At 59.0% G+C, this 24,955-nt stretch carries 23 protein-coding genes; 6 read left to right on the forward strand and 17 right to left on the reverse strand.

Going from position 1 to position 24,955, the window contains the following annotated elements:
- Positions 1-10: 10 nt before the first annotated feature.
- Positions 11-1,489 carry a glycerol kinase GlpK gene (gene glpK / locus ACR0NM_RS10475; protein ID WP_480614559.1) on the forward strand — a complete coding sequence of 493 codons (1,479 nt, stop codon included), beginning with the start codon at positions 11-13 and terminating at the stop codon, positions 1,487-1,489.
- Here the strand turns inward: glpK and smpB are convergent.
- From smpB to ACR0NM_RS10525, 10 genes are all read right to left on the reverse strand, one after another.
- Positions 1,486-1,968, reverse strand: a complete 483-nt coding sequence (smpB, locus tag ACR0NM_RS10480; RefSeq protein ID WP_480614562.1) for an SsrA-binding protein SmpB — start codon at positions 1,966-1,968, stop codon at positions 1,486-1,488. The two genes, glpK and smpB, sit on opposite strands and share 4 nt — an antisense overlap.
- Positions 1,969-2,012: 44 nt before the next feature.
- Positions 2,013-2,555 (reverse strand): isopentenyl-diphosphate Delta-isomerase, encoded by a 543-nt coding sequence (gene idi / locus ACR0NM_RS10485; protein WP_170394917.1) that lies wholly within the window; start codon positions 2,553-2,555, stop codon positions 2,013-2,015.
- Between the two features lie 144 nt (positions 2,556-2,699).
- Entirely contained in the window at positions 2,700-3,113 is a 414-nt protein-coding gene (locus ACR0NM_RS10490) for a c-type cytochrome (protein ID WP_170394920.1), read from the reverse strand.
- A 112-nt stretch (positions 3,114-3,225) separates the two neighbouring features.
- On the reverse strand, positions 3,226-4,239 hold the full coding sequence (locus ACR0NM_RS10495; protein WP_480614565.1) for a P1 family peptidase: 1,014 nt from the start codon (positions 4,237-4,239) through the stop codon (positions 3,226-3,228).
- 82 nt (positions 4,240-4,321) lie between these two features.
- Positions 4,322-5,068, reverse strand: a complete 747-nt coding sequence (locus tag ACR0NM_RS10500) for an SDR family oxidoreductase (protein ID WP_480561903.1) — start codon at positions 5,066-5,068, stop codon at positions 4,322-4,324.
- A 60-nt stretch (positions 5,069-5,128) separates the two neighbouring features.
- On the reverse strand, positions 5,129-5,548 hold the full coding sequence (gene arfB / locus ACR0NM_RS10505) for an alternative ribosome rescue aminoacyl-tRNA hydrolase ArfB (RefSeq protein ID WP_170394928.1): 420 nt from the start codon (positions 5,546-5,548) through the stop codon (positions 5,129-5,131).
- Between the two features lie 263 nt (positions 5,549-5,811).
- Positions 5,812-6,459, reverse strand: coding sequence for a queuosine precursor transporter (locus tag ACR0NM_RS10510; protein ID WP_170394930.1), 648 nt, complete (start codon positions 6,457-6,459; stop codon positions 5,812-5,814).
- A gap of 91 nt (positions 6,460-6,550) precedes the next feature.
- Positions 6,551-7,435, reverse strand: a complete 885-nt coding sequence (locus tag ACR0NM_RS10515) for an esterase-like activity of phytase family protein (protein WP_170394933.1) — start codon at positions 7,433-7,435, stop codon at positions 6,551-6,553.
- Entirely contained in the window at positions 7,408-8,271 is an 864-nt protein-coding gene (gene mepA, locus ACR0NM_RS10520) for a penicillin-insensitive murein endopeptidase (RefSeq protein ID WP_170394937.1), read from the reverse strand. The genes ACR0NM_RS10515 and mepA overlap by 28 nt, the downstream gene beginning before the upstream one ends.
- Positions 8,268-9,635: an MFS transporter gene (locus ACR0NM_RS10525; RefSeq protein ID WP_170598272.1), complete on the reverse strand. Its 1,368-nt coding sequence runs from the start codon at positions 9,633-9,635 to the stop codon at positions 8,268-8,270. The genes mepA and ACR0NM_RS10525 overlap by 4 nt, the downstream gene beginning before the upstream one ends.
- 133 nt (positions 9,636-9,768) lie before the next feature.
- Here ACR0NM_RS10525 and ACR0NM_RS10530 point away from each other — a divergent pair, with 133 nt between their 5' ends.
- The 3 genes from ACR0NM_RS10530 to yaaA all read left to right on the forward strand — a co-directional run bounded on the left by ACR0NM_RS10530 (position 9,769) and on the right by yaaA (position 12,978).
- A complete protein-coding gene (locus tag ACR0NM_RS10530; protein WP_170394943.1) occupies positions 9,769-10,056 on the forward strand; it encodes a YggT family protein in 288 nt (95 codons plus the stop codon).
- 78 nt (positions 10,057-10,134) lie between these two features.
- Entirely contained in the window at positions 10,135-12,174 is a 2,040-nt protein-coding gene (gene recQ / locus ACR0NM_RS10535; protein WP_480614567.1) for a DNA helicase RecQ, read from the forward strand.
- Positions 12,175-12,207: 33 nt separating this feature from the next.
- Complete coding sequence (yaaA, locus tag ACR0NM_RS10540; RefSeq protein ID WP_480614570.1) at positions 12,208-12,978, forward strand: peroxide stress protein YaaA; 771 nt, start codon at positions 12,208-12,210, stop codon at positions 12,976-12,978.
- Here the strand turns inward: yaaA and ACR0NM_RS10545 are convergent.
- From ACR0NM_RS10545 to ACR0NM_RS10570, 6 genes are all read right to left on the reverse strand, one after another.
- A complete protein-coding gene (locus tag ACR0NM_RS10545) occupies positions 12,969-13,430 on the reverse strand; it encodes a VOC family protein (RefSeq protein WP_170733948.1) in 462 nt (153 codons plus the stop codon). The genes yaaA and ACR0NM_RS10545 overlap by 10 nt on opposite strands.
- Positions 13,431-13,439: 9 nt before the next feature.
- Positions 13,440-15,653: a response regulator gene (locus ACR0NM_RS10550; RefSeq protein ID WP_480614572.1), complete on the reverse strand. Its 2,214-nt coding sequence runs from the start codon at positions 15,651-15,653 to the stop codon at positions 13,440-13,442.
- Between the two features lie 67 nt (positions 15,654-15,720).
- Positions 15,721-17,763 (reverse strand): hypothetical protein, encoded by a 2,043-nt coding sequence (locus ACR0NM_RS10555; protein ID WP_480561895.1) that lies wholly within the window; start codon positions 17,761-17,763, stop codon positions 15,721-15,723.
- Complete coding sequence (locus tag ACR0NM_RS10560) at positions 17,760-20,522, reverse strand: DUF4159 domain-containing protein (protein ID WP_480614575.1); 2,763 nt, start codon at positions 20,520-20,522, stop codon at positions 17,760-17,762. The genes ACR0NM_RS10555 and ACR0NM_RS10560 overlap by 4 nt, the downstream gene beginning before the upstream one ends.
- Positions 20,519-21,394, reverse strand: a complete 876-nt coding sequence (locus ACR0NM_RS10565) for a DUF58 domain-containing protein (protein WP_170408573.1) — start codon at positions 21,392-21,394, stop codon at positions 20,519-20,521. Before ACR0NM_RS10565 ends, ACR0NM_RS10560 begins: the two co-directional genes overlap by 4 nt.
- Entirely contained in the window at positions 21,391-22,398 is a 1,008-nt protein-coding gene (locus tag ACR0NM_RS10570) for an AAA family ATPase (protein ID WP_170394959.1), read from the reverse strand. The genes ACR0NM_RS10565 and ACR0NM_RS10570 overlap by 4 nt, the downstream gene beginning before the upstream one ends.
- A 64-nt stretch (positions 22,399-22,462) precedes the next feature.
- On the opposite strand from ACR0NM_RS10570, the gene ACR0NM_RS10575 reads away from it, so the two are divergent.
- Complete coding sequence (locus ACR0NM_RS10575; protein ID WP_480439072.1) at positions 22,463-23,041, forward strand: DUF1285 domain-containing protein; 579 nt, start codon at positions 22,463-22,465, stop codon at positions 23,039-23,041.
- On the opposite strand, the gene ACR0NM_RS10580 is transcribed toward ACR0NM_RS10575, so the two are convergent.
- A complete protein-coding gene (locus ACR0NM_RS10580; RefSeq protein ID WP_480439074.1) occupies positions 22,966-23,973 on the reverse strand; it encodes a DMT family transporter in 1,008 nt (335 codons plus the stop codon). The genes ACR0NM_RS10575 and ACR0NM_RS10580 overlap by 76 nt on opposite strands.
- A gap of 179 nt (positions 23,974-24,152) precedes the next feature.
- On the opposite strand from ACR0NM_RS10580, the gene ACR0NM_RS10585 reads away from it, so the two are divergent.
- Positions 24,153-24,908 (forward strand): hydroxypyruvate isomerase family protein, encoded by a 756-nt coding sequence (locus ACR0NM_RS10585; RefSeq protein ID WP_223117239.1) that lies wholly within the window; start codon positions 24,153-24,155, stop codon positions 24,906-24,908.
- The last annotated feature ends 47 nt before the right edge of the window (positions 24,909-24,955 follow it).

Below are 24,955 nucleotides of genomic sequence, written 5' to 3' on the forward strand. Positions count from 1 at the left end.
GGGCGCAGGAATGACCTATATTCTGGCAATCGATCAGGGCACCACATCGTCTCGTGCAATCCTGTTCGACGCGCAAATGCAGCGCGTCGGCACTGCGCAGCACGAGTTTACACAGCATTTCCCACAGGAAGGCTGGGTTGAGCATGATGCCGAGGAGATATGGGGCAGCGTTCTGACGGTTTGCCGTGAAGTGATGCAAACGACAGGTGTATCCGCGGCACAGATCGCTGGTATCGGGATTACCAACCAACGCGAAACCACTGTCATCTGGGATCGCGCAACTGGGGCCCCCATTCACAACGCAATCGTCTGGCAGGACCGTCGCACCGCTGAGATTTGCGAGCGTCTTCGCAAAGCCGGATGCGAGGATGACGTAACTGCCCAGACCGGTCTGCTGCTAGATCCTTATTTTTCAGGCACCAAGGTCAAATGGTTGCTTGATACCGTCCCCGGCGCACGCGACCGTGCTGCCGCCGGAGAGCTGCTGTTCGGCACAATCGATACCTTCCTGATCTGGCGACTGACAGAAGGGCGCGTGCACGCCACCGACGCCACCAATGCGGCCCGCACATTGCTATTCGATATTCACAAAGGGGAATGGAGTACCGAGATCTGCGACTTGCTGGACATCCCCCAAGCTTTGTTGCCCGACGTGCGCGATTGCGCCGCAGACTTCGGATCGACCTCCCTGTTTAGCGGTAATATTCCAATTCTCGGCGTGGCGGGGGATCAGCAAGCTGCCACCATCGGACAGGCCTGTTTCCAGCCGGGCATGATGAAATCCACCTATGGCACGGGCTGTTTCGCACTACTCAACACCGGTACGCAGCCAGTTGAATCGAAAAACCGGCTGCTAACGACAATTGCCTATCAGTTGGACGGGCAGAAAACCTATGCGCTTGAAGGCTCGATTTTCATTGCCGGTGCGGCGGTGCAATGGCTGCGCGATGCGTTGCAAATCATCGAAACCGCACCGCAAAGCGGTGAACTGGCCGCCAAAGCTGATCCGAACCAGCACGTTGTTCTCGTCCCTGCCTTTACTGGGCTGGGCGCGCCTTATTGGAAACCCGATTGCCGGGGCGCAATCTTTGGCCTGACTCGCAATTCAGGCCGCGCCGAAATCACGCGCGCCACGCTGGAAAGCATCGCGTTCCAGACCCGCGACCTGTGGCACGCCATGCAGGGCGATTGGGGCGCAGAGACTGACGTGATCCTGCGCGTCGACGGCGGAATGAGCGCCTCGGACTGGGCCATGCAGGGGCTTTCTGACATTCTGGGCGCCCCGGTCGACCGCCCGGTGATGCAGGAAACCACCGCGCTTGGTGCCGCATGGCTGGCAGGCATGAAAGCGGGTGTCTACCCGGATCAGGCCGGATTCGCCGAAACCTGGGATCTGGACCGGCGGTTTGAGCCTGCAAAACCCGTAGCTGACCGAGACGCGGCCTATGCACGCTGGCAACGCGCAGTTCAGGCGGCCATGGCGTTCTAACTGTGGTCCTTCATCAAGCGCTGTTTCTGCCGTGACCAGTCGCGCTTGGCCTGCGTTTCGCGCTTGTCGTGCAGCTTCTTACCTTTGGCGATGCCGATCTTCAGCTTCGCCCGACCCTTGTGATTAAAATAAAGCACCAGCGGCACCAGCGTCATGCCTTTGCGTTGGGTCGCGTTCCACAGGTTCGACAGTTCCTTGCGTGACACCAGCAGTTTACGGCGGCGGCGTTCTTCATGTTTGAAGACCTTGGCCTGCTCATAGGGCGCGATATAGCTGTTGATCAGCCATAGCTCTCCGTCATCAACCGACGCATAGCTTTCAGCAATGTTCGACCCACCGGCACGCAGGGATTTGACCTCGGACCCTTCCAGGACAATACCGCATTCGAGATCGTCTTCGATCGCATAATCGAAGCGCGCACGCCGGTTTTCGGAGATCACTTTGTAATTCGGGTCAGTATTCTGCTTCTGCTTGGCCATGACGCGTTGATTTAGGCCGCTTGCGTCCGCCTTGCAAGGCAGGGTTACGAATTGGCCGAGATTATCAGGTCAGGTCCAAATATCGTGTCAGCGTGATTGTGCAGATAAATCTTGAGCCACGGGGTAAAACGGTCGGGATGCCGTTTCACCTCGGCCAGCAGATCGTGGTAATCGACCCAGCGGATATCCATCACTTCTTCCGGGTTAGGCTCGATTTTTAGGGCCCCACGCACATGGGCCAGAAAGACATCGACCACCTCGTTCTCGACCATTCCGTTGCCGACATCGGCGTGATACTCCAATCGATGCCGGTATTCGGGGTAAAGTCCGGTGATGCCCAATTCTTCGCGCAGGCGCCGGACGGCACAATGCGAAGCGCTTTCGTCCCAATCCGGATGCGTACAACAGGTATTCGCCCATAGACCCGGCGTGTGGTATTTGCCCATCGCCCGGCGTTGCAGCAATATCTCGGTCCCGCGCACGGCAAACACGGACACAGCCTTGTGTCGCAGCCCCTTTTCATGCGCCTCCAGCTTGTCGACGGGTGTCAGTTCGCCCTCAACCCAAGCCGGGATCAAGATTCCCATCTGTCGTCTCCTGTTGGCGATCTCCGGTGCACATGGCCTTACCGGTTTTCACCAAAGTGGCGCTGATTACAATGTCAATCAATCGCACGAAAGGCCGCAGGGGCTGCGGCATTTCGAAGTTCGTCTGTAAACCTGTTGGCGGAGTTACTCTCCCGAAACGCTCACGATATAGGCGTAAACGTCTTCGGCGCCCTTCTTCAGCTTGAAGGTCATTTTCGACTTGGCCGAGGTTTCCCCCAAATAGTCTTTCAAGAATGCTTTGGGGTCTTGGGCGTAGGCCACGAAAGTCTCTTCATCCCAGACCAGCCCATTTTCGCCCGCGGCCACGATGCTGTCGCCGTATCTGAAGCCTTCTTCAGTGCCGGCGGTGCGGCCTGCGATTCCGTACAGGTTCGGACCCGTCTTACCGCCCTTAACGATAACTTCACCCGCAGGGTCAGCAATCATGTGACAGGATTTGCATTTGTTGAAGGTCTTCTTACCCGCTTCGGCATCACCTTCTGCATAGACAGGAAGGGCCAGCAGACCGGCAATTGCGGTGGCAAGGATACGATTCATAGCTTTTGCTCCGATATGAATTGGCTGCACCGAATGGATCGCTGGCACAGCAGAGAGTCAACGCGCAGATTGCCGCGCGACGGCACTGTGTCACAGGCGATCGGTGTCGTACTTAACCGAAGTCATGTAACTGCGACCAGCACGGCAGAAAGTCGCCAGCGCGGGGGGAAGCCAGATAGATAGCCCGTGCAATCGCGCGCGCAAGACAGATCGAGGCCGCATGGCCGATCATCGCCATCGCCTCGGGGCCAACCGTGCGCGCGCCGGTGCTGAGACCGAATACCAGATCTCCATCGCCAGGCGTGTGCGCAGGCACGATGGCGCGGGCGATGCCGTCATGGGCTGCTACCGCCAGACGCTGGCATTGCGGTTTGGTCAGCGCTGCATCAGTTGCAACTATAGCAATCGTGGTGTTTGCGCGATCTGGCGGAACAGAATGCATCATTTGCGCCTTGCGGCTGACAAGAGAGGAACCAAGGCCCGAGGCCGGGTCTGGCCCCAATCCACCGAACTCGTCATCGATCTCAAACGGCGCAGCCCAAAAATGCCGATCACCCGGTGTGGTTACGCTGCCAAGCGGATTGGCCGCAACCAGCGCACCGACGGTTACGCCACCCTCAAGCTTTAACGAAGCCGAGCCTAAGCCACCCTTGTGCATCGCGGCCAATGCGCCGGTACCAGCCCCCACCGAGCCCAGTTCAAATTCTGGTGAGGCGGTGAGATACGCAGACTTCCCCAGATCGCGATAAGGATTTTCGGTCCAGTTCTTATCTCCACCATTGAGTAGATCGAACAGAATCGCGCCCGGCACGATGGGCACGACGGCCGAACCGACCTGAAACCCGCGCCCCTGAGCGCGCAATGCGTCTGAAACGCCCGAGCACGCATCCAGTCCAAAGGCCGATCCGCCGGACAAAGCAATCGCGTCGACCCGATCAACAGTTTTGTCGACCGCCAGAAGGTCGGTCTCACGCGTGCCGGGGGCGCCGCCCATCACATGAACCGAAGCTGTGAACGGGTCGTCCGCCGTCAGGACAGTTGTGCCTGATTTAAGCGTATCATCGTGCGCATTGCCAACCTTGAGGCCAGCGACATCAGTGATCAGGTTTCTGGGTCCGGGGTTCATTTTCGTCTCGCACACTGGGCCGGAAAGCGCGCTGGCGCGCGCTGCCTCCGGCGGAGATATTTATGGCCAAATGAAGGGCGGATCAGATGCATCGGCCTCCGTCCACTTCCAGGGCTGTGCCGGTGATCATGCTGGCCTCGTCCGAGCAGAGGAAACAGGCGGCGTTTGCCATGTCTTCGGGAGTTGAGAAGCGACCAAGCGGGATCGTCGACAGGAATTTGGCGCGGATTTCCGGGGTGTCTTCACCCATGAAGGATTTCAGCAGCGGGGTTTCACCCGCCACCGGGCAGATCGCGTTAACGCGCAGGCCCGAGGGGGCAAGTTCGACGGCCATCGTCTTGGTCGCGGTGATCATCCAGCCTTTGGAGGCGTTGTACCAGTTCAGATTAGGGCGCGGCGACAGGCCTGCCGTTGAGGCCACGTTCAGGATCGTCCCCGCGCCGCGTATCTTCATCTGCGGAACAAAGGCGCGCGCGGTCAGGTAGACGGATTTCATGTTCACGGCGAAGACGCGGTCGAATTCATCGTCATCGACGTCCTCAAGTGGGGCCGGCAGGTGCGTCACGCCCGCATTATTCACCAGAATATCAAGTTTTCCGAATTCTTCCGATACCGCATGTGCCATGGCCTGAACCGATGCCGCATCCGAGACATCAACGTGCTGTGCGATGGCATTCGTGCCCTCCGCGGACGCCATGTCGGAAGCCGCTTCGCCATTGATATCTGCGATCATCACGCGGGCACCTTCGGCCAAGAATTTTTGCACAATCCCTGCGCCGAACCCGGATGCGCCGCCGGTTACGATGGCGGTTTTTCCCTCAAGCCTCATGGCTTTACCTCCCCTGCGTCTTGCACCGGCAGAGTAGCAACGTGCAGCGAAACTGCCAGATCAATCTTCGGACACTTTGCCTCGCAGGGCTTTGACATCCGCGCGGGCTTTCTTAGCAGCAAGCCTTCGCTTGACCGAACCATAAGTGGGTTTGGTCGCGATCCTGCGCTTGGGATTGACCAAAGCCCGCGTGATCAGTTCAGCCAACCGGGCGCGCGCGATGTCGCGGTTGCGGGCCTGAGACCGTGTTTCTTCACATTGAATGATGATGGCGCCGTCCTTGGTCCAGCGACGTCCGGCCAGCCGTTTCAAACGTGTCTTGACCGGATCAGGCAAGGAGGGTGAGCGCGCGGCCTCGAACCGCAGCTCAACGGCGGTGGAGACCTTGTTGACGTTCTGCCCACCCGGACCAGAGGACCGCACGAAGCTTTCGGTCATTTCCCAGTCTTGCAGGGCGATATCGTCGGTGATGCGCAACATGGATCGGACCTTACAGGGCGCAGTTGAAAACAAAAAGGGCCGCCCCGGCGGGACGGCCCTTCGAAAGTTCAGGAGGTTGGGTCGGTTAGATCAATCGACCAGCCGGAGCGAGCGCTCCGCCAAGGGCTGCCTTAACAGGCGATCCCCCCGGTTGTTCCAACACCTCTCTCCAATCTCTTTCTCGACACTGGATCACCTCCTTTTCTATCTGTTGCGGTTAACAAGGAGCGTGACACAAGTTGTGCCAATCTCAAAGAACTTTTTTACGCAGGCTGTGCAGCGGTCAGACGGGCGACGATCACCTTGAACGGAATCAGGGCGATTAGTGCCAGCGACAGTTTCACCAGCCAGTCAGCGAAGGCCAGCGTCACCCACAGCGGGGCCATCGGGCCGGACAGCATGAAGGGCACAGGCTCCCACGCCCAGTTGATCGCAGCGTCTGCATTGGCACCAAAGACGGTAACCGAGGCCGAGAACGCCAGCGTAAAGAAGATCGCGGTGTCCAGCGCTGAACCGACCAGTGTCGACACCAGCGGCGCGCGCCACCAGCGGCCACCACGCAGTGAGTTGAACACAGTGACGTCGGTCAATTGCGCGATCAGGAAGGCGGTGCCCGAAGCGACTGCGATGCGCAGCGGCACGGCGGCATAGGTGAAGCCGTCACCCTGCAGCATGATCTGGCTGCCGATCAGCGAGCAGATGATACCGGTGACAAATCCGGCGAATACGACCTTGCGGGCCGGACCCACGCCGTAGACGCGGTTCATGATGTCGGTGACCAGAAAGGCCAACGGATAGGTGAAGGCACCCCAGGTCAACAGGCCGTCAAGGATCAGGAACTGGACCAGGATGTTTGAGGCCACGACGATCGAGGCCATGGCAAGGATGCCGGGAATAAAGCTGCGTTGCATTTTCAGATGCCCGTTTTGACAAGGTAGCGGCGACTTGGCCTCAGGCTCATCCCGAGGCAGGCCGTGCGTTTAGACCTTTGTCTGCCGCCTGTCAATCAGGCAGCAAGTATTCGACCAATTCAGTGCGTTGCAGAAAGAAGAAGTTGTCGTCGGAAATCATCGTTGCGCGCAGCCGCCCCTGCACATCGCGCCAGACAGAAAGGCCCTCGAGATTGTCATGCGTCCCGGTGCTGGTTTCGAACAGAATCTCTTGTGACACGGGTGCATCATCTGCGATCACCCAGCGCCGCAGTCGCGAGCGGAAGCCGAAAAATGACACCGCGCGCTCTAACACATACAAACGCCCATCGGGCCCAAAATCTGCCGCAACCGGCAGGAACCTTCCACTCGGCGGCAAAACAAACGGCCTTGTCCAGTGGTGGCCATCCCACCGATAGACGAGGATTTTACCGTCTGCGGTGCGGGATTTCTCGGTCAGGGTGTAAAGCCTGCCCCGATCATCGATCGCCAATGCTTCGAAAGAGCCATTGCGCTCTAAATCATGAAAAGCCTCCGGGCGGGGCAATACCTTGGCTTTGGCCCCCGGTGTGGAATAATGGACCACTCGGTGCACACCTTCGAACGAGATATATAGGCTCCCATCCGGAGCGACAGCGATCCCTTCGGAATCCCCTGCCCGACCGCTCAGGCTGCGCCCTTTGCTCGAGAAGATGGGTCCGTATCTCAGTATCTGGATATTCCTGATTTGGTCTCCATCCCGGTTGATCCGAGCGGTCACAAGCCTCGACCGGTCGCCGAGCACGATCATTTGCCGGCCGTTTTCCGACAAATGAAGGGCCGAGAACCCGCCAAACCAACCGGCACTGTTGTTCCAGTCAAATCGGGCTAGAAGCGTTGCCGGGCTGGTACCAACTGCCGAAACGGCACTGGCCAACAGCGTTGCAACAATCAGTTGGATTGCAAGACTGCGGCGCATTGCTGGGGAAGGTCCGCCATTCGATATTCACGACGTTTCTTGGGCGGCGGCGCATTTGGATCAGGTGGCGGTGGGTTCAGAATATTGCGCACCCATTGCTGCGCCTCGGCGCAACCATCACCCTTGGGTGGCGGGTCCTGATTTACACAGCCTTTCGATCCTTTCGGGCATTTCAGCCGCACGTGGAAATGATAGTGATGTCCCCACCATGGCCGGATCTTGCGCAGATAGGCTTTGTTGCCCTTCTCGTCATTGCACATCTGCACCTTTGCACCCGGGAATACGAAGATCCGGGCAACGCGCTTGTCCTTGGCGGCTTCGCGCAATACCGCATGGTGCTGCTTGGTCCAGTTGCCGTTTACATACGCGCCGTTCGCGCGGCGCAAGGATATAGACGAGATATTCTCGCGTGCTTTGCGGCTTAGGCGCATGTTATCGCCCGGCAGCATCCAGATATCGATATCCAAACCCAACTGGTGCGAACGATGGCCCGAGGTCATCGGCCCACCCCGCGGTTGGCTGATATCCCCGATATAGAGACCATTCCACCCCGGTTGTTTCGCGGCAAACCGGCTGAGATCCTGCACATAGTCGATCGCCTGAGGATGCCCCCAATTGCGATTGCGCGACAGGCGCATGGCTTGCCAAGTTGGCCCGGTTTCAGGGAGTTGCACCGACCCGGCGGCGCACCCGCGCGAATAACTGCCGAATGCGGCAGATTTTTGCTGCGACCCAACCTTCTGGGCTCCGAATAACTGTTTGGCCAAGGGCTGTGCCGTAGCCACGCCTGCCAGTGCTATTGCGGCCAGAACGGCCAAAAAACGTAGTAAAATCATCTGCTCTGATCCCCTTCCGGTTTCACCCAGCGCATCAGGACTAGGCCCAGAATAAACAACAGAATGATCGGTGACACCCCCAGTCTTGCACTACCGGTTGCTGCTGTTGCTATTCCGATCAATAGCGGCGCTGCAAAGGCGGTCGCCCGACCCGAAAGCCCGTACAGCCCAAAACTCTCGACCGGGGTGGCGGGATCAGTATGGCGTACCATCATTGAACGGCTGGCGGATTGCAGAATACCTCCCATGCCGCCGATCAGAACTCCGCACCCGAAGAACGCCATGTCCGGCAGGCCCGAGCCTACGGGTAATGAAATTCCGTAGATCTGTGTTCGATCCATCGACACAACCGTTACGCAGACAAAGATCAGAACCCAAATCGCAACCAATATCACCGGTTTAGGGCCGTACTTGCGATCCATCTTGCCCCCGATCCACGCAAAGATGGCCGAGGCCAGAACGCTGACGATTCCAAATACGCCGATTTTTATCAGGTCCCATTCAAGCACCAGCCGTGCATAGACGCCTCCGAAACTGTATAGCCCGTTCAACGCGTCGCGATAGAACATCGACGACCCCAGATAGGTCGCCAGACTGACCCGGTGACGCAGCGCCGCCACGGACTTGCCCAGCAAGCGCAGCGCCTCACCCACGCTACCCTGTTTGTTGGTCTCAGGATCATCCCGAACCCACAGGAAATACGGCACCATGAACAACACGAACCATCCCGCGGTGAAGGGGCCGACAAACCGCGTCCCTTCACGCGTTGCCGCATCTAGCCCGAACAACGGATTCATACCAATCAAGGTCTTGCCGTTGGGCTGTTCAACAAACAGCGCCAGCATGATGGCCAGCGACAACAGGCCTCCGAAATAGCCGAAGGCGAAGCCCGAACCTGAAATCTCGCCCACTTCTCTATCGTCACCCAGATCGGGCAGCTGAGAGTTGATGAAGATCAGTGCATATTCTGCGCCCACAAAGCCCAGACCAAAAGCCGACAGCATCAACCACATGTTCGAGCCATCGGGCATCGTGTACCACAACGCGGCAGACCCCACCGCGTACATCACCGAAAACCCGAGAATCCACGGGATGCGCCGACCCGAAACATCCGCCATCGCGCCCAACAGGGGCGCTCCGAACGCGATGATCAGCCCAGTTATGGTCAGGCAATTCGCCCAGACGGTCTGCGCCTGCGCCGCCGCAGCATCGGTGTCTAATCCGGTATTCGCATAGTATTGAGCCGCCACCCCGGCGAAATAGGGGCCAAAGACAAAGGTCACCAGCAATGTATGGAACGGCTGGCTGGCCCAGTCGAAAAACCACCAGCCCCAGATGCGCTTACGCTTGGAAATCTCCGCCATCTCTGCCCCATATTATTATTGTTGCGATCATAAGACGGGGCTTTGGGTCAATTCGCAAGCGTTCTGTTGGGGCGCACTTGCTCTTTGCGGCTGTGACGCTTAGGTCTCAGGACAATTGACGAACGGAGTGCCCATGCTGTCGCTGATCCAAATCCTTCTGCTGATCCTGGACATTGTCTGGTTCATCATCCTTGCCCATGTGATCATGAGCTGGCTGATCAACTTCCAGGTGCTGAACCTGCACCAGCAACTGGTGGCGCAAATCTGGTACGGACTGAACCGTTTGTTAGAGCCGATCTACGGCCCCATTCGCCGCATTCTACCCGCCATGGGCGGTCTGGATCTGACCCCTCTGGTGGTGCTGATCGGGGTCTATGCGTTGCGGATCATTCTGATCAACAACGCGGTCTATTTCTACTGACCTCTTGTTCACCGAATCTTAGTATGTGATGGTCCTGTCTTAAGAGCAGATAAACCATAAAACAGGACCCTCCGTCGCATGTTCGACTCCGCACCCTTGTTGCGAGACGTTTTCGGATTCGACGACTTCCGCCCCGGTCAGGAAGAGATCGTCGACGCCGTGACCGCAGGTGAAAACGTGCTGGCGATCATGCCCACTGGTGGGGGCAAGTCCTTATGTTTCCAATTACCTGCGTTGCTGCGAGACGGCGTGACTGTTGTGATCTCTCCGCTGATCGCCTTGATGCGCGATCAGGTGCGTGGGCTGCAGGAAGCCGGTGTCGAGGCGGGCGCGCTCACCTCGGGCAACACCCCCGAAGAAACTGATGCGGTGTGGGACGCATTAGAGGCTGGGCGGCTCAAGCTTCTGTATATGGCGCCCGAGCGTCTGGCCGCCGGGTCGGCGCTGGGGATGCTGCGCAGGATCAACGTCAATCTGATCGCGGTGGATGAGGCCCATTGTGTCAGCCAATGGGGCCACGATTTCCGCCCTGACTATCTGCGGATCGGAGAGCTGCGGCGCGCTTTGAATGTTCCCCTCGCCGCGTTCACCGCGACAGCGGATGCGGAAACGCAGGACGAGATCGTCGAAAAACTGTTCGACGGTGTCGCGCCGCGCAAATTCCTGCGGGGGTTCGACAGGCCCAATATCCATCTGGCTTTTGCCGCCAAGGATGGACCGCGCAAACAGATCCTCGATTTCGCTGCCGCGCGCAAAACCCAATCCGGCATCGTCTATTGCGGGACCCGCAACAAGACCGAGGTGCTGGCGCAAGCCCTGCGCGCCGAAGGTCACACGGCCTGCCACTATCACGGCGGGATGGAGGCCGAGGATCGCCGCATCGTGGAAGCTCGCTTTGCGCGCGAGGACGGGCTGATTGTCGTCGCTACGGTCGCCTTTGGCATGGGTATCGACAAGCCGGACATCCGCTGGGTCGCCCATGCGGATTTGCCGAAATCGATCGAGGCCTATTATCAAGAAATCGGTCGCGCCGGGCGCGATGGTGGACCAGCCGAGACCCTGACCTTGTTCGGGCCTGACGATATCCGACTACGACGCTCACAGATCGACGAAGGGCTGGCCCCACCTGAACGGCGCATGGCGGATCATGCGCGTCTTAACGCGCTGCTGGGATTGGCCGAAGCACTGAAATGCCGCCGCCAGAGCTTGCTGGGGTATTTTGGGGAACAGGCTGAACACTGCGGCAAGTGCGATCTCTGCGACAACCCGCCTGAAGTCTTCGACGGCACAACGCCCGTCCGCATGGCTCTGTCCGCCATTCTACGCACCGAGGAATGGTTCGGCGCAGGTCATCTGATCGACATTCTGCTTGCCAACGAGACTGATAAAATTCGCGCACGGCGACACGACAATCTGTCCACCTACGGCATCGGCAAGGACTGGTCGCGCCCACAATGGCAAGCGATCTTCCGGCAGATGATGGGCCATGATTTGGTGCGCCCCGACCCTGAACGCCACGGCGCGCTGCGTATGACAGAAACCGCCAAACCCATCCTGAAAGGTGAGGCGCTGATCGATCTGCGCAAGGATACCATCCGCAAAGCCACCCGACGACCCGCTGTCAAAGCGATGGTGTCCGAGGAAGACGCGCCGCTGCTCTCGGCGCTCAAGGCCAAGCGGCGCGCACTGGCCGAGGCCGCTCGGGTCCCGGCTTATGTTATTTTTCCTGATCGCACCCTAATTGAGATGGCAGAAACCCGACCTGCAAATCTGGACGACATGGCGCGGATCAGCGGTATTGGGTCAAAGAAACTGGAGCGCTATGGTTCCACTTTCCTTGAGGTGCTGACCGGCGCGGTAGAAGAATTGCACCCGGCGCGGCGCAAGCTTGCCGGCCGCAATCAGGGCGACATTTACGATCAGTTGCTTGAGGTTCAATCGCAATTGTCGCGTGGCCCCGACGGGATCGACAAACCGCTAAGCTGTACGGCCTCGCAACTGGCGAAAGTGGCGCAACTGCACCCGGATGATCCACGAGCGATGGAGCAGGTTCTGGGTGACCGTCGTCACGAAAGGTTTGGCGCGGCGTTTCTGGACGTGCTGCAACAGGCGGGCTAGATACGCCTGAGCAGGCGAGAAACGAGGACGGATATGCTGGTAGTGATTTCCCCGGCCAAGCGGCTGGATTGGGCTGAACGAAACGTCGAAGTGACACAACCCGATTTTCAGGATGACGCGATCCGCTTGTCGAAGACAGCACGCAATCTGACATTGGGCGATCTGAAAAAATTGATGGATCTGAGCGATGATCTGGCTCGCCTGAACCGCGACCGGTATCGTATGTTCTCGGACGCGCCCGATGCGGAGACGACGCGCCCTGCCGCACTGGCTTTTGCGGGCGATACCTATCAAGGGCTTGAAGCCGCATCGCTGGATGCCGACGAAATGGCCTGGGCACAGGATCACCTGCGCATTCTGTCCGGGCTTTATGGCGTATTGCGCCCGCTGGATGCCATACAGGCCTACCGGCTTGAGATGGGTAGTAAACTGAAAACCAGACGCGGAAAAAACCTGTACGAATATTGGCGCGATCAGCTAAGCAAGGTGCTGAACGCGCAGGCCGCCGAAACTGAAAGCAAGGTTCTGGTGAACTGCGCCAGTCAGGAATACTTCGGCGCGGTCGACCTGAAGGCACTGAAGCTGCCCGTTGTGACCCCGGTCTTCATGGAGGACAAGGGCGGCACCCCCAAGATCGTCAGCTTCTTCGCCAAGAAAGCGCGCGGTGCGATGGCACGCTACATCATCCAGCACCGCCTGACCGATCCCAGTGGCCTGTTGGATTTCGACAGCGGTGGTTATGAATACAGGGCAGATCTGTCTGACGACTACAAACCTGTGTTTGTTCGCCCCTATCAGGCCTGATCAAGCAGTGAAGGGTCGTAGGCTACAAGCTCAACGGTGTTCCCTTCGGGGTCTTGGGTGAAGATACCGCGCCAGCCGATCCAGCCGAAATGCTCGACCCGATAAGGCTGGTCGATCTGGTCGTACCAGCGCATGACAGCATCCTGTTCGACAAAGGGCAGCGACAGCGCGATATGGTGCAGGGCCGAGGCGCCCCCTGTTACTGGCACTGCCGCGCCAGTCTGGCCCGATCCACGCTCAGAGCCAACAGATTGGTGAAACAGGGCCAGCACCTGTGTATGTCCACCAAACCCTTCGGCAATCCGAAAAAAGGTGATGGCGCTGTTATGGTCGCCTTGCAATCGCTGCAACCCGATCACCTTCTCATAGAAATACACCATTGCCGCCATATCGGCGCAGCGAATTGCAATCTCACCCAATCCCCGGGGGCGAAAACCGCGCTCATCTGACATAAATCGATCCTATTCCGTACATTCACCTTCTGCACCGACCAATTGGGCATCGGCTGGACGATGTTCCAGTATCATCTTGTGGATCAGTTTCTTGTGCAACGGTTTGGTCATGTAATGATCAAGCCCGGCTGCCAGTATGCCCTGATCATCCCCTGTCATGGCATGGGCCGTCAGGGCCACTATGGGAACATGTCGATCCGTTCCGATCTCGCGCCGCCGGATTTCACCCGTCGCCTCTTTCCCATCCATCTTGGGCATCGAGATATCCATGAAAATCAGGTCCGGGTCGAAACTGGCGAAGGTTTCGACCGCCTCCAACCCATTGGAGACGAATTTCAAATCGATATTCAGATCTTTGGTCATCTTTTGAAGGATCAGTTGATTGGTTCGATTGTCCTCGGCTGCCAGAACCCGCATCAGCCTCTGATTCTGCGGAACTCGCGCATGAGTCTCGGGATCAGCGACGCGGTCGTCACTGCGATCCGACTTGAATACAGGAGCACCCAGCGCCATCAGCCGTGAATACAGCTCGGCGCGAGGAATGGGCTTTTGCAACACGCCGTCAATCAGGCGATGGGCCGGGTCGGCATGAATCACACCCGGATTGGCCGACATCACCACAATTGGCAGATCACCCCATCCTTTGTCGCGCAGTGTTGTGGCGAGTTCCAGACCGTCCATGTCCGGCAGATCGTGATCGCACAGCACCAGATCAATAGTTTTGTCCATTGCAGAAAGCGCTTCAGCCCCTGTTGAACGGGTGAGCGCCTGAGACCCAAGGCGGCTCAGTTGTTTGGTCAGAATGGCGCGGTTGACGGCCATATCCTCGACCACCAGAACCTGGCCCAACTGCCCCGCCAGATCGGGCGGAACGGGCTGCGGACCTTCGGCCGTGGGCAGTGTGATACGGAAACCAAAGCAAGATCCTTTGCCCGCGTCGCTTTCGACCCAGACGGCACCGCCCATCATCGAGATCAGCCGCTTGGTGATTGCCAGCCCCAAACCCGTGCCTTCGAATTGGCGGTTCTGGGCATCCTCAACCTGATTGAATTCACCAAAGATGTGCGGGACCTTGTCGGCTTTGATTCCGATACCCGTATCCTCGATGGCCACGTGGATGTCGCAGGTTTCAGTTGTCGCGTCAGGAACACCGGTCACCCGGATAAGGACATGGCCCTGCGCGGTAAACTTCACTGCATTGCCGACAAGGTTGGTCAGAATCTGCCGAATCCGCCCCGGATCACCCACAAAAAGCGTCGGCAGGAACAGGTCATAGTCCACCAGCAAGGTCAGGCCCTTGTCGCGTACGCTGGGTTGCAACAGCATCGCGACCTCAAGGATACAGCGCTCCAAATCGAACTGTTCGGGGTGCAGCGTCAACTTGTCGGCCTCGATCTTGGAATAGTCGAGAACATCGTTGATGATGACCAGCAAAGCCTCGCCCGAATTGCGAATTGTGCTTACATAGAGCCTTTGTTCTTCGTTCATCGGGGTTTCGGTCAGCAGTTCGGTCATACCGACGATCCCGTTCATCGGCGTGCGAATCTCATGGCTCATATTGGCCAGAAAGGCGGATTTGGCGCGGTTTGCGGCCTCGGCCCGTTCACGTGCAGCGTTTAGCTCGGCCTCATGCCGGACCGAGGCTGTGATGTTCAACGCCAGGCTCAGCACGTCACCGCCGTGGCCCCGCTGATCAATCAGCCGGATATATTGGCTGTTCCACAACTGGATCACCTCGGGTTCGGGGTGCGGTTGCGCCCAGCGTGCAAGCATACGCGCCTGCCAGTCCGCGATATTTTCCGCGCCGATGTCCACGATCCCTTCATGGGTCAGAATTTCGAGAATACGCGTGTAGCTGATCCCCGGCGCGACCTCTTCCAGCCCATCGAAAACGCTTAGGTAAGCGGCGTTGGCACCGATCAGCGTGTTGTTGCCGTCGAAAAAGGCAAACCCGTCAGGGATAGTCTGGATCGAATGCCACAGGCGGCGTTCAGCCACTTCGATCTTGGCATTGGCTACGGTCAGATCGGATTTGACCTTTTCGTTTTCATCGCGAACCGTCGCAACCTCGGCCTGAGTCTCATCGATCTGACGTGTCAATGCGATAGCATGGCGTCCCAATTTGCGGTTGGCAGCAGACAACTCGGCCTGTTTCAGATGCAACAACCGCTCGGCCGCCAGTCGTGCGCGCCGTTCCTGCGCCAGTTTCTCAGCAAGACTCATGTAAAGTTTTCCCGCGATAATCTGCTCAGAGCATCGCGGTAGAGCATGAAAAAGTGCTTAAGCAGCGTTAGCGACGTCCCTCACGCAACCAACCGGCCAAGAGGAACCCACCGGCAAGCAACAGCACCAGCCAGGGTGGAAGCAACCCGGCCTGTGTAACATCGCGGGTTTCATAGGCGTCGCGCGGGGTCAGACCGATCCAGCCCCGACCTGCTGCCGGTCGGCCCGCACGGACATTCCGGATTGAGGGCAGACCCTCTTCCAACCGGATCGTTCCCCCGCGCAGGCTGGCCAGAACGGGGCTTAGAATCTCATCGGTCGCGATCGTGCGCTCGAATTCCTTTGGTGCAGCAGGACCAAGACCGATCACGGCAGAATGCGCACCCTCTTCCAGACGGTACAGGCCAATTTCAGGGCCGAAGTACTGCGCCTCGAACCGACCGGGCGAGACTTCGTTTAGCGTAATCTCCAAGGTGTCGCCGTTGGGGAGGGTGACGGTGACCGGGCCAACCTCATCCTCCAGCGTTTGACGGATAATACGCATGGACTGGCCGTTCGCTTCGGCCCACAGCGCCTCTTCCTCAAGCTCGGGTTCTTTCATCATCCAATGCGCCAGCCTGCGGAGTAGTTCCAACTGCGGGCCACCGCCCTCAAAGCCGCGGCTCCATAGCCAGGCGTGGTCTGATGCCATCAGCGCCACACGGCCTTCACCCACGCGATCCAACAGCAGCAACGGACGATCATCCACGCCGGTCATGAGCATATTGCCGGACAGCTGGCTGACATCGATCTGGCGCAGCCAAGCGCCCCAAGTCTCAGCATCGCCCAGATCAGCGGTAACCGGATGACGCTGGCCCAGATCGGTGACCATGGGCACGTACCGTTCCTCGTAAACCCGCGCACTGGGTTTTGCGGGCAGGACCGGCCCAAGCGGGGATCGGTACAGGCTGTCAGCCGTGGCAAAATCAGGACCAGCAGCGACCAGCACCGCGCCACCATTGACGATATAGTCGCCAACATTGTCCAGATAGATCGCAGGCAGGATGCCGCGCCGCTTGTAGCGATCAAAGATGATCAGGTCGAAATCATTGATCTTCTCCAGAAACAACTCCCGCGTCGGGAAGGCAATCAATGAGAGTTCGTCCACCGGAACGCCGTCCTGCTTTTCCGGTGGCCGCAGGATGGTGAAATGGACCAGATCAACCGAGCTGTCGGATTTCAACAGATTGCGCCACGTACGCCCGCCCGGATGCGGCTCGCCCGAAACCAGCAGAACACGCAGGCGATCCCGCACGCCGTTCATCTGGATCAGAGCCGTGTTGTTGCGGTCAGTCAGCTCACCCTCGGCCTGCGGGACCGTGAACTGGATGACGTTCCGACCACCATGCGGCAGCGTGATCGGGAGCTCGACGTCCAGACCGATTGGAATGGTGAACTGCTCGGGTTCACCTCCATCGACGGAAATCTCAAGCGGAGCGTTTGCAACTCCGGCAGGCGCAGCGCCAGTATCTTCGACGCGCAGGGTCAGGGTCACGGGTTCACCGATAATGGCGAAGGCTGGGGCGTTACGCACGATCAGGCGCCGATCCCAATCGCCTTCGCGCCCGGTCTGTAACAGATGCATTGGAGCAGGCAGGTCGGGTGCCAGGTCTGCATCATGAACGATGCCGTCTGACACAACGATAATGCCCGCAATCCGCGCACGGGGTTCTTCGGCCAGTGCCGCGTTCAGCGCAGCCATGACCTGCGTGCCCTCGTCACCATCGCCGTCACCAACCTGGATGTGGCGCAGCTCGGTATTGTCTCGGGCTTCGATCTCGGTCGCGAGGTCGTTGGCAGCCTGAGCAGTCTGTTCGGCACGATCCGATAGGGTTTGACTGGCGCTTTCATCTTCGATCATCAACACGATGTCGGTAAGCGGCGCGCGATCTTCGACCTGATAGACAGGACCGCTAAGCGCCCCGAGGATGACCAAGGCCGCCAAGCCGCGAAGGGCCCAGCCCGACAGACCGCGCCAAAGCGCCAGAACCACACCTGACATGGCAATCAAAGCCACGGCTGCCAGAAACGGCCACGGGATTAGCGGGTCAAAGATGACGGTTCCGGTCATTGTCCCAACCTGTCCAAAAGCGCGGGCACGTGAACCTGATCGGATTTGTAATTCCCGGTCAGCACATGCATTACCAGATTAACCCCAAACCGATTGGCCAACTCGCGCTGTCGTTCTCCGGCATAACCGCGACCCACGGGCAACAGGGACTGACCGTTGCGATCCACCGCCCAGGCCCCGGCCCAGTCATTACCGCCGATCACCACCGGGGTCACGTTATCGTTGAGGTTTCGGAAGGGCATTCCTTCGATCTGCTCGGCATCGGGTGGCGCGGCTTCGACCCAGACCTCGGTGCCAGAATATCGTCCGGGAAAATCCTGCAACAGGTAGAAGGCGCGAGTCAGCACGTGGTCACGCGGAACAGGCTCTAACGAGGGGATATTCAGCGGTGCCGCCAGCTGTTGTAGCTTGCGCCCATTGGGGCTGGACGCCCCGAAACCGGCGATATCGGCATCGCGCGTGTCAAACAGGATCATCCCACCCGACCGCAGATAGGCGTTGAGCTTTGCATAAGCTTCAACCGAGGGCTGCGGCTGGTCCGGAGTAACAGGCCAATAGAGCAGCGGAAAGAATGCAAGCTCATCACGTTCAAGGTCGATGCCAATCGGGTCGGCGGGTTCGACCGAAGTGCGAAAATGCAGCGTCTGCACCAACCCACGCAGCCCGGCCAGCGCGATATCGTCGACCTGAGCATTCCCGGTAAGTACATGGGCCAGCACAAGCTCATGCGTCGCGTTCAATGCAAAATCGGTGTCTTCAGGGGTCTGCGCCCGCGCCTCGGGGGCAAGGAACACGGCAGCAAGCGCAAATGCAACAGGGGTTGCCTTGGCCAAGCGCCCCGACAACGCCAAAGACGCAATCACATCGATTGTCAGCAACAACAGTGCAAGGCCAAGCAACAGCCCTTCCAACGGAGTCTCATTGCTGATCTCCTGACCCCGGATTGGGACGTCAGACGGCCAGACCACCGGGGATAGTACAGCATCCTCGGCAAGAACATTCCGCGCCAGTTTCTGCTTGCCGTTTTCATAAAGCCCCGGGCGCAGGTCCGGCCCGATTTGCCCAGAAACCAGTTCGACTCCATCGACACCGGGCAGCGTTCCTGCGTCAGTCAAAACACCGAAGCCATCCATTATTTGAATCGGCTCCCATACGGTGCCCTGCATCTGAGCCTCTTGACGCGATTTGGCAGCAGAGGCAACGGCAAGCCGGTCGAGCATTTCGACAAACAGCCCGGACAGCGGCAGGCTGGACCATTCCGCATCAGCCGTGACATGGAACAGAACCACCTGCCCCAGCCCCAGCGGTTTTCGGGTCACCAATGGTGTGCCATCCGACAGTGACGCAATGACCCGATCCGCCAAATTAGGATCTGGTTGTGCCATGACCTGAGTGGTCACAGAGACGTCCGCAGGAATCTCCAACCCATAGAACGGCGAGTTTTCAGTGAACGGAGCAAGCCCCTTCGCTTCACCCCAGCTCATGGCGCCGCCGACCGAGCGGCCACCGCTACGAAGTCGAACCGGCAACAGTGCATCCTCAGTATCGCGCCCCAGATCGCTGGCGGCCATGCGTGGGCCGGCAAAGCGCAGCAGTAGGCCGCCCTGTTCAACCCATTCGACGACTTCAACCTGTTCCGAATCGGACAGCTTGGCCACATCCGCCAATACGATCACATCCGGGTTCGCGGGGAGAACCTCGGCCAGGCCGCCTTCGACAAAATCAGCGGTCGGAATCAGCACCTGTGTCAGGTAGTGAAGCGGCGACAGTAACTCTAACCCTTCGCGGTTCAGGGTGCCTGCGATCAATGCCACTTCGCGCCGACGCAGGCTGTCATCTGTCAGTGTAATGGCACCGGCAGAGCGCTGGCCTTGAATCTCGAACCGTGTAATGCGTGCGCGCAGTTCCGATGGGAGCGCAAGATCAATTTCCGCCTGCGTAGAGCCGTTTTCGAACTCAAGATTGGTCGATTGCAGCACCCGCATTGCTCCTGCCGGGTCGCGCCCTTGCGCCAGAACGGTGACTCTTTCCTCTGGTCCTGGATTAGCGCGCTGTACGCTTAATCGGATTGCGCCGTCCTTATAGGTGGCGGGCAAGATCGCGGTAACGGGTGCAGAGGATTGGTAGACAATCACGTCCCCACGCGCCTGTAGGGCAGAAGTCAAACGATCATGGCCGACATAGGACAGACGGTCGCTGAACCAATGGGTGTCGAAGCCACCTTCGACCTGTCCCAACGCGATCAGAGTTTGGTCAATCTGCGCTTGGGTTGGTTGCCACGGCATCGGTGTAAGGCCCGGCAGACGCCCACGCCACGCCTCGGCGGCCTGAAACACAGGTGCCTCAGGCTCAGTCAGACGCAAGATCGACACAGGACGACCCGCCCGCCCGGCTTCCGTCAATTGCGCATCGATCTGATCAAGTGTCGAGGACCAACGTGTCGCGCCCCCCCAGCTTGCATCCAGCACCAGCAGAAGCGGCCCAGATCCGGTCTCATCGCGTGAGGGGTTCAACACCGGCCCTGCCAGCCCGATGATGATCGCTGCGGCTGCCAGCATCCGCAGTAGCAGCAACCACCATGGTGTACGGTCCGAAACACTTTCATCATCCTTCAATCCCAGCAGCAAGGTGACCGCCGGGAAAAGACGTCGGATCGGTGCAGGTGGGACGGCACGCAGGATCAACCACAAAATCGGAAGGGTCAGAAGACCCAGCAGCACCCAAGGCGCGGTAAATCCGATTCCGGCAAGAACCGTCATTGCGCACCCCCATCCAAGGCGCGATAAAGCCACAACAGAGCCGATTGAGCGCTGTCATCGGTGTGATGGAGCCCCATCTGCCAGCCAGTCGCGCGGCACAGGTGGGTCAGCGCGTCCTTGCGCGCCGCTAAGCGATCCAGATAACGATCGCGCAAATCAGCGGCCTTCAAGGTTTCATGTCGAGCGGTGCCACCAACACTTTCAAAAATGGTACGTCCCGAATAGGGAAAGGACTCCTCGCTGGGGTCCAGAACCTGCAGCAACACGCCGCGCACGCCCCGGTCAGCGGCTTTGGTAAGGGCCAGCTCGACCTCGTCCAGCGGCCCAAGAAAATCCGAGATAAACACCGCACGCGCATGCGGGATCATGGCGCGGTGTTCGGGTGGCGCGTAATCGGTTTGCGCATCTTCAGACCAGGCTTGGGCCAGCCGAATGATCTGAGCATTCCCCCTGCGCGGGGGCAGCGTCGTGCCAGTCAGACCAACGCGCTCGCCACCACGCACAAGCAGGATAGCGGTCGACAGCCCCAGCAGGCGCGCACGATCGGCCTTGGTCGGCAAGTTCTTGTCCGAAGCAAACCGCATCGACGCGCCCTGATCGACCCAAAGCATGATCGACTGTGCAATCTGCCATTCGCGCTCACGTACAAACTGCTGATCACCACGGGCCGAACGGCGATGGTCGATCAACCGGCGACTGTCGCCAATCTGCGCAGGGCGGTACTGCCAGAAATCATCCCCCAGACCCGAGCGTCTCCGCCCGTGATCGCCCAATAAAACGGTTCCGGCCAGATGCTCGGCCCGCGCCAATAACGGCGGCAACCGGGACGCTTCGGCCTCGGAGCGTTCGCGTAGGGTCTGGGCGGCGCTCACGCCGCGGCCTCAGTTCGGACCAGCCCAGTAGCGGTGGACTCAATCAGGTCAGAGAGGCTGTCACCACGTGCCCGCGCCGCGAAGTTCAACGCCATACGGTGGCTGAGAACCGGACGCGCCATGGTCAGAACATCCTCGGCATTGGGGGCCAAACGGCCTTCCAGCATCGCATTTGCGCGCACGGTCATCATCAGAGCCTGCGCAGCGCGCGGTCCGGGACCCCAGGCAACAGTTTCCTTCACCCGCTCTGACACACCTGCCTCATCCGGGCGGAAGGCGCGGACCAGATCGAGGATCAGTTCGACAACCGACTCTCCTACAGGCATCCGGCGCAACAGAACCTGTGCGGCCAGCAATTCTTCTTTGGTGAAAATCTGATGCGCCTCGGCTTCCTCAACACCCGTGGTAGCCAGCAGAATATCACGCTCGGTCTGGCGATCCGGATATTCCACGTCGACCTGCACTAGAAACCGGTCCAGTTGAGCTTCGGGCAATGGATAGGTCCCTTCCTGCTCAATCGGGTTCTGCGTTGCCAGCACATGGAACGGTACGCCCAATTCGCGGTCTTCGCCCGCGACTGTCACCGTACGCTCTTGCATCGCCTGCAACAGCGCCGATTGGGTCCGGGGACTGGCACGGTTGATCTCGTCCGCCATCAGCAACTCACAGAAAATCGGGCCGGAGATGAACCGGAAATGGCGGCTGCCATCTTCGGCAGTATCCAGCACTTCCGAGCCCAGAATATCAGCAGGCATCAGGTCCGGCGTGAACTGGATGCGGTTGCCATGCAGGCCCATCACGGTCGAAAGCGTCTCGACCAACCGCGTCTTGCCCAGCCCCGGCAGACCGATCAGCAGCGCGTGACCGCCGCACAAAAGCGCGGTCAGGGTCAGGTCCACGACCTTCTCCTGCCCGATAAAGCGGCGGGTGATCGAGGATTTGGCCTCTTGCAGCTTGTTTTCCAGCGCTTCGATCTCGGACACGAGGTCGGCAGGTTCGGACATGAGGTTCCCTTCCGTGGACTGTTATGATTGAAGTGTATCGCGCTGAGAGGAAATGGCAAAAGCAATGAGCGGACAAAAACCCGTGACCCCTTCACCAGACGGTCTGGCGGCTTCGGTCAAAGCGGCCAAAACGCGGGGTTTGCCGCCCGTTCACCTATGGAATCCTCCGTTTTGTGGCGATCTGGACATTCGGATCGCCAAAGATGGCACTTGGAGTTATCTAGGGTCACCGATCAACAGGGTCGAGCTTGTTAAGCTATTTTCCTCAATTCTTAAGAAAGAAGAGGGTGGGTACTTTCTCGTCACTCCCGCTGAAAAGGTGGGAATCACCGTCGAGGATGCGCCGTTTGTTGCCGTTGATTTTGAGCATGAGGGACAAGGCGAAGCCCAACGTCTGACTTTTACGACGCAAGTGGGCGATACAGCCATCGCCGGGCCCGATCACCCGATCCGCATTGTCCTAAATACGGAAACTGATGAGCCCTCACCCTACATATTGATGCGCGCGAATCTTGAGGCGCGCATTGATCGCAAGAGCTTTTACCGGTTGGTCGAGATCGCCAGACATCACGACGGTTGGTTTGGTGTCTGGTCGGACGGCCAGTTTTTCCCACTGATCGCATCTGATGTGCTAGAGGATTGAACCGGTCGCGGCTTGCGGTCCTGCGCCAGCACGACTGCAAGCGCCACCAGCGACGCGCCCAGCGCGCGGGTCCAGTTCCAGTCCTCGCCCAGCGCCATCATGATCACCATCACATAAAATGGTGCGATATTGATGTGGAATGACGCCAGGGCGACCCCTAGTTTTCCCACTGATGCTATGAAGAAAAATTGGCTCAGGCCCAGTGAGAACAGTGCGTAGAACACCAACATACCCATCTGCGCCACATCTACGGGGCGTGTAGGCAAGACCTCTAGCCCCAGCAATCCGGCTAACGGCACCAGAATGGCTGCGGTCGACAATCCTCCGACCAATGTAATGGTGCTACGGCCCAACTGGCTAAGCTCGGGGAAGTCGCGCGCAGTGGCCATGCTGGCCCAACAGAACAGCGCGGTAGACACCACTGCGCACATCGCGCCCAGTCCTAATTGTGCCGGTGCCACCGCGCTGGTGGCAATCAGGCCGCCAATGATTGAAATCACCAATCCCAGCGCAAAGCTCCAGCGCAATCGCCGCGTTCCCGCCACAAGCTCCATGATCGTAGCGATCAAAGGCGCACACGAGGCGATAATGGCAACGGTAACTGGGTCGGTCAGCTTCTGCGCTACAAGGATCAGGAACATCCCCGACCCTAGCCCCAAACCGCCGACCAGGAGGGCATGGCCCCAACGGGCGCGCAATACCTGAGCCGGTCCGTCCAGAATCAGCCAGATTGGTACCATGACCAACACCGCAAGAGACATCCGTGCCGCGAACAGTGCGATAGGTGGCCAGCTTTGCAATAGAATCTCAGCCGCCGGGAAACCCGCCGCCCACGTCAGCATCGAAGCCACCGCCAGCGTATTGCCGGTGAACGCGGTCTGTCGACCGTCGGATACAGCTATAGCGGTCCCGCGCGCGGGTTCAGGGCTCATGGCCATCGTGATCAGACCTTATTGTTGGCGCGGCCCTCGCAACGGGATACCGCTTGAGCCTGATGGTCCCTGATTCGAAAGCCTTTATCTGGCCGATTTTCGACAATCTGTCGTTTTCAGTCTCTTTCACGTGGCCGTCGTGATCGTTAGGCTCTGCAAAGTTCGACACCGGATGCCCGATGCCCAGATTTGCCGCCAATCTTTCACTGCTGTTTGCAGAACTGCCCTATCTCGACCGGTTTCAAGCCGCCGCGCAGGCCGGGTTTACGGCTGTTGAAATTCTCTTCCCCTACGACCTCGCGGCAAAAGAGACCCGCCGCGCGCTGCTGTCCAGCGGGCTTGATCTGGTGCTGATCAACGCCCCGCCCCCGAATTATACCGGCGGTGAACCGGGTTACGCCGCCATGCCCGGCAGCTCCGACCGGTTTAAGTCCGATATCCGGCGCGTTCTGCGCTACGCGGATGTGCTGCGGCCAGAGATGATTCACGTTATGGCCGGATACGCTTCCGGCCCCGAGGCCCTGCGTTGTTTTGTCGAGAACCTGCAATGGGCCGCCGACCTCGCGCCGGCACAGCGGTTTACAATCGAACCGCTCAACCCCGTATCGCAACCCGGTTACTTCCTGAACAATTATGATCTGGCCGCCGAAGTGCTGGACCGCGTCGACCGCGCCAATGTCGGCCTACAATATGACAGTTTTCATGCGCAGATGATCCACGGCGACGCGCTGGCGATTTGGCACCGTTTTCAGCCCCGTATTGTCCATGCACAGATCGGGGCTGCGCCGGATCGCTCGGAACCCGGGCTGGGTACAATGGACTTTGCCGCGTTGTTTGCTGCGATGGACCAGTCGGATTACAGCGGCTGGGTCAGCGCCGAATACAACTCCTCAACTCGGCGGACTGAGGACTCACTGGCTTGGCTACAGTATTAAACCCTGCATGAACGCTGGATTTTCAGACTGAAATGGCGCAATTGAGG

It is taken from the genome of Ruegeria sp. AF2, from assembly GCF_056542025.1.

Excerpts from the sequence above, each read along its gene's own strand:
- glpK (WP_480614559.1), top strand. The coding sequence starts at position 11 with ATGACCTATATTCTGGCAATCGATCAGGGCACCACATCGTCTCGTGCA.
- smpB (WP_480614562.1), bottom strand. The coding sequence starts at position 1,968 with ATGGCCAAGCAGAAGCAGAATACTGACCCGAATTACAAAGTGATCTCC.
- idi (WP_170394917.1), bottom strand. The coding sequence starts at position 2,555 with ATGGGAATCTTGATCCCGGCTTGGGTTGAGGGCGAACTGACACCCGTC.
- ACR0NM_RS10490 (WP_170394920.1), bottom strand. The coding sequence starts at position 3,113 with ATGAATCGTATCCTTGCCACCGCAATTGCCGGTCTGCTGGCCCTTCCT.
- ACR0NM_RS10495 (WP_480614565.1), bottom strand. The coding sequence starts at position 4,239 with ATGAACCCCGGACCCAGAAACCTGATCACTGATGTCGCTGGCCTCAAG.
- ACR0NM_RS10500 (WP_480561903.1), bottom strand. The coding sequence starts at position 5,068 with ATGAGGCTTGAGGGAAAAACCGCCATCGTAACCGGCGGCGCATCCGGG.
- arfB (WP_170394928.1), bottom strand. The coding sequence starts at position 5,548 with ATGTTGCGCATCACCGACGATATCGCCCTGCAAGACTGGGAAATGACC.
- ACR0NM_RS10510 (WP_170394930.1), bottom strand. The coding sequence starts at position 6,459 with ATGCAACGCAGCTTTATTCCCGGCATCCTTGCCATGGCCTCGATCGTC.
- ACR0NM_RS10515 (WP_170394933.1), bottom strand. The coding sequence starts at position 7,435 with ATGCGCCGCAGTCTTGCAATCCAACTGATTGTTGCAACGCTGTTGGCC.
- mepA (WP_170394937.1), bottom strand. The coding sequence starts at position 8,271 with ATGATTTTACTACGTTTTTTGGCCGTTCTGGCCGCAATAGCACTGGCA.
- ACR0NM_RS10525 (WP_170598272.1), bottom strand. The coding sequence starts at position 9,635 with ATGGCGGAGATTTCCAAGCGTAAGCGCATCTGGGGCTGGTGGTTTTTC.
- ACR0NM_RS10530 (WP_170394943.1), top strand. The coding sequence starts at position 9,769 with ATGCTGTCGCTGATCCAAATCCTTCTGCTGATCCTGGACATTGTCTGG.
- recQ (WP_480614567.1), top strand. The coding sequence starts at position 10,135 with ATGTTCGACTCCGCACCCTTGTTGCGAGACGTTTTCGGATTCGACGAC.
- yaaA (WP_480614570.1), top strand. The coding sequence starts at position 12,208 with ATGCTGGTAGTGATTTCCCCGGCCAAGCGGCTGGATTGGGCTGAACGA.
- ACR0NM_RS10545 (WP_170733948.1), bottom strand. The coding sequence starts at position 13,430 with ATGTCAGATGAGCGCGGTTTTCGCCCCCGGGGATTGGGTGAGATTGCA.
- ACR0NM_RS10550 (WP_480614572.1), bottom strand. The coding sequence starts at position 15,653 with ATGAGTCTTGCTGAGAAACTGGCGCAGGAACGGCGCGCACGACTGGCG.
- ACR0NM_RS10555 (WP_480561895.1), bottom strand. The coding sequence starts at position 17,763 with ATGACCGGAACCGTCATCTTTGACCCGCTAATCCCGTGGCCGTTTCTG.
- ACR0NM_RS10560 (WP_480614575.1), bottom strand. The coding sequence starts at position 20,522 with ATGACGGTTCTTGCCGGAATCGGATTTACCGCGCCTTGGGTGCTGCTG.
- ACR0NM_RS10570 (WP_170394959.1), bottom strand. The coding sequence starts at position 22,398 with ATGTCCGAACCTGCCGACCTCGTGTCCGAGATCGAAGCGCTGGAAAAC.
- ACR0NM_RS10575 (WP_480439072.1), top strand. The coding sequence starts at position 22,463 with ATGAGCGGACAAAAACCCGTGACCCCTTCACCAGACGGTCTGGCGGCT.
- ACR0NM_RS10580 (WP_480439074.1), bottom strand. The coding sequence starts at position 23,973 with ATGAGCCCTGAACCCGCGCGCGGGACCGCTATAGCTGTATCCGACGGT.
- ACR0NM_RS10585 (WP_223117239.1), top strand. The coding sequence starts at position 24,153 with ATGCCCAGATTTGCCGCCAATCTTTCACTGCTGTTTGCAGAACTGCCC.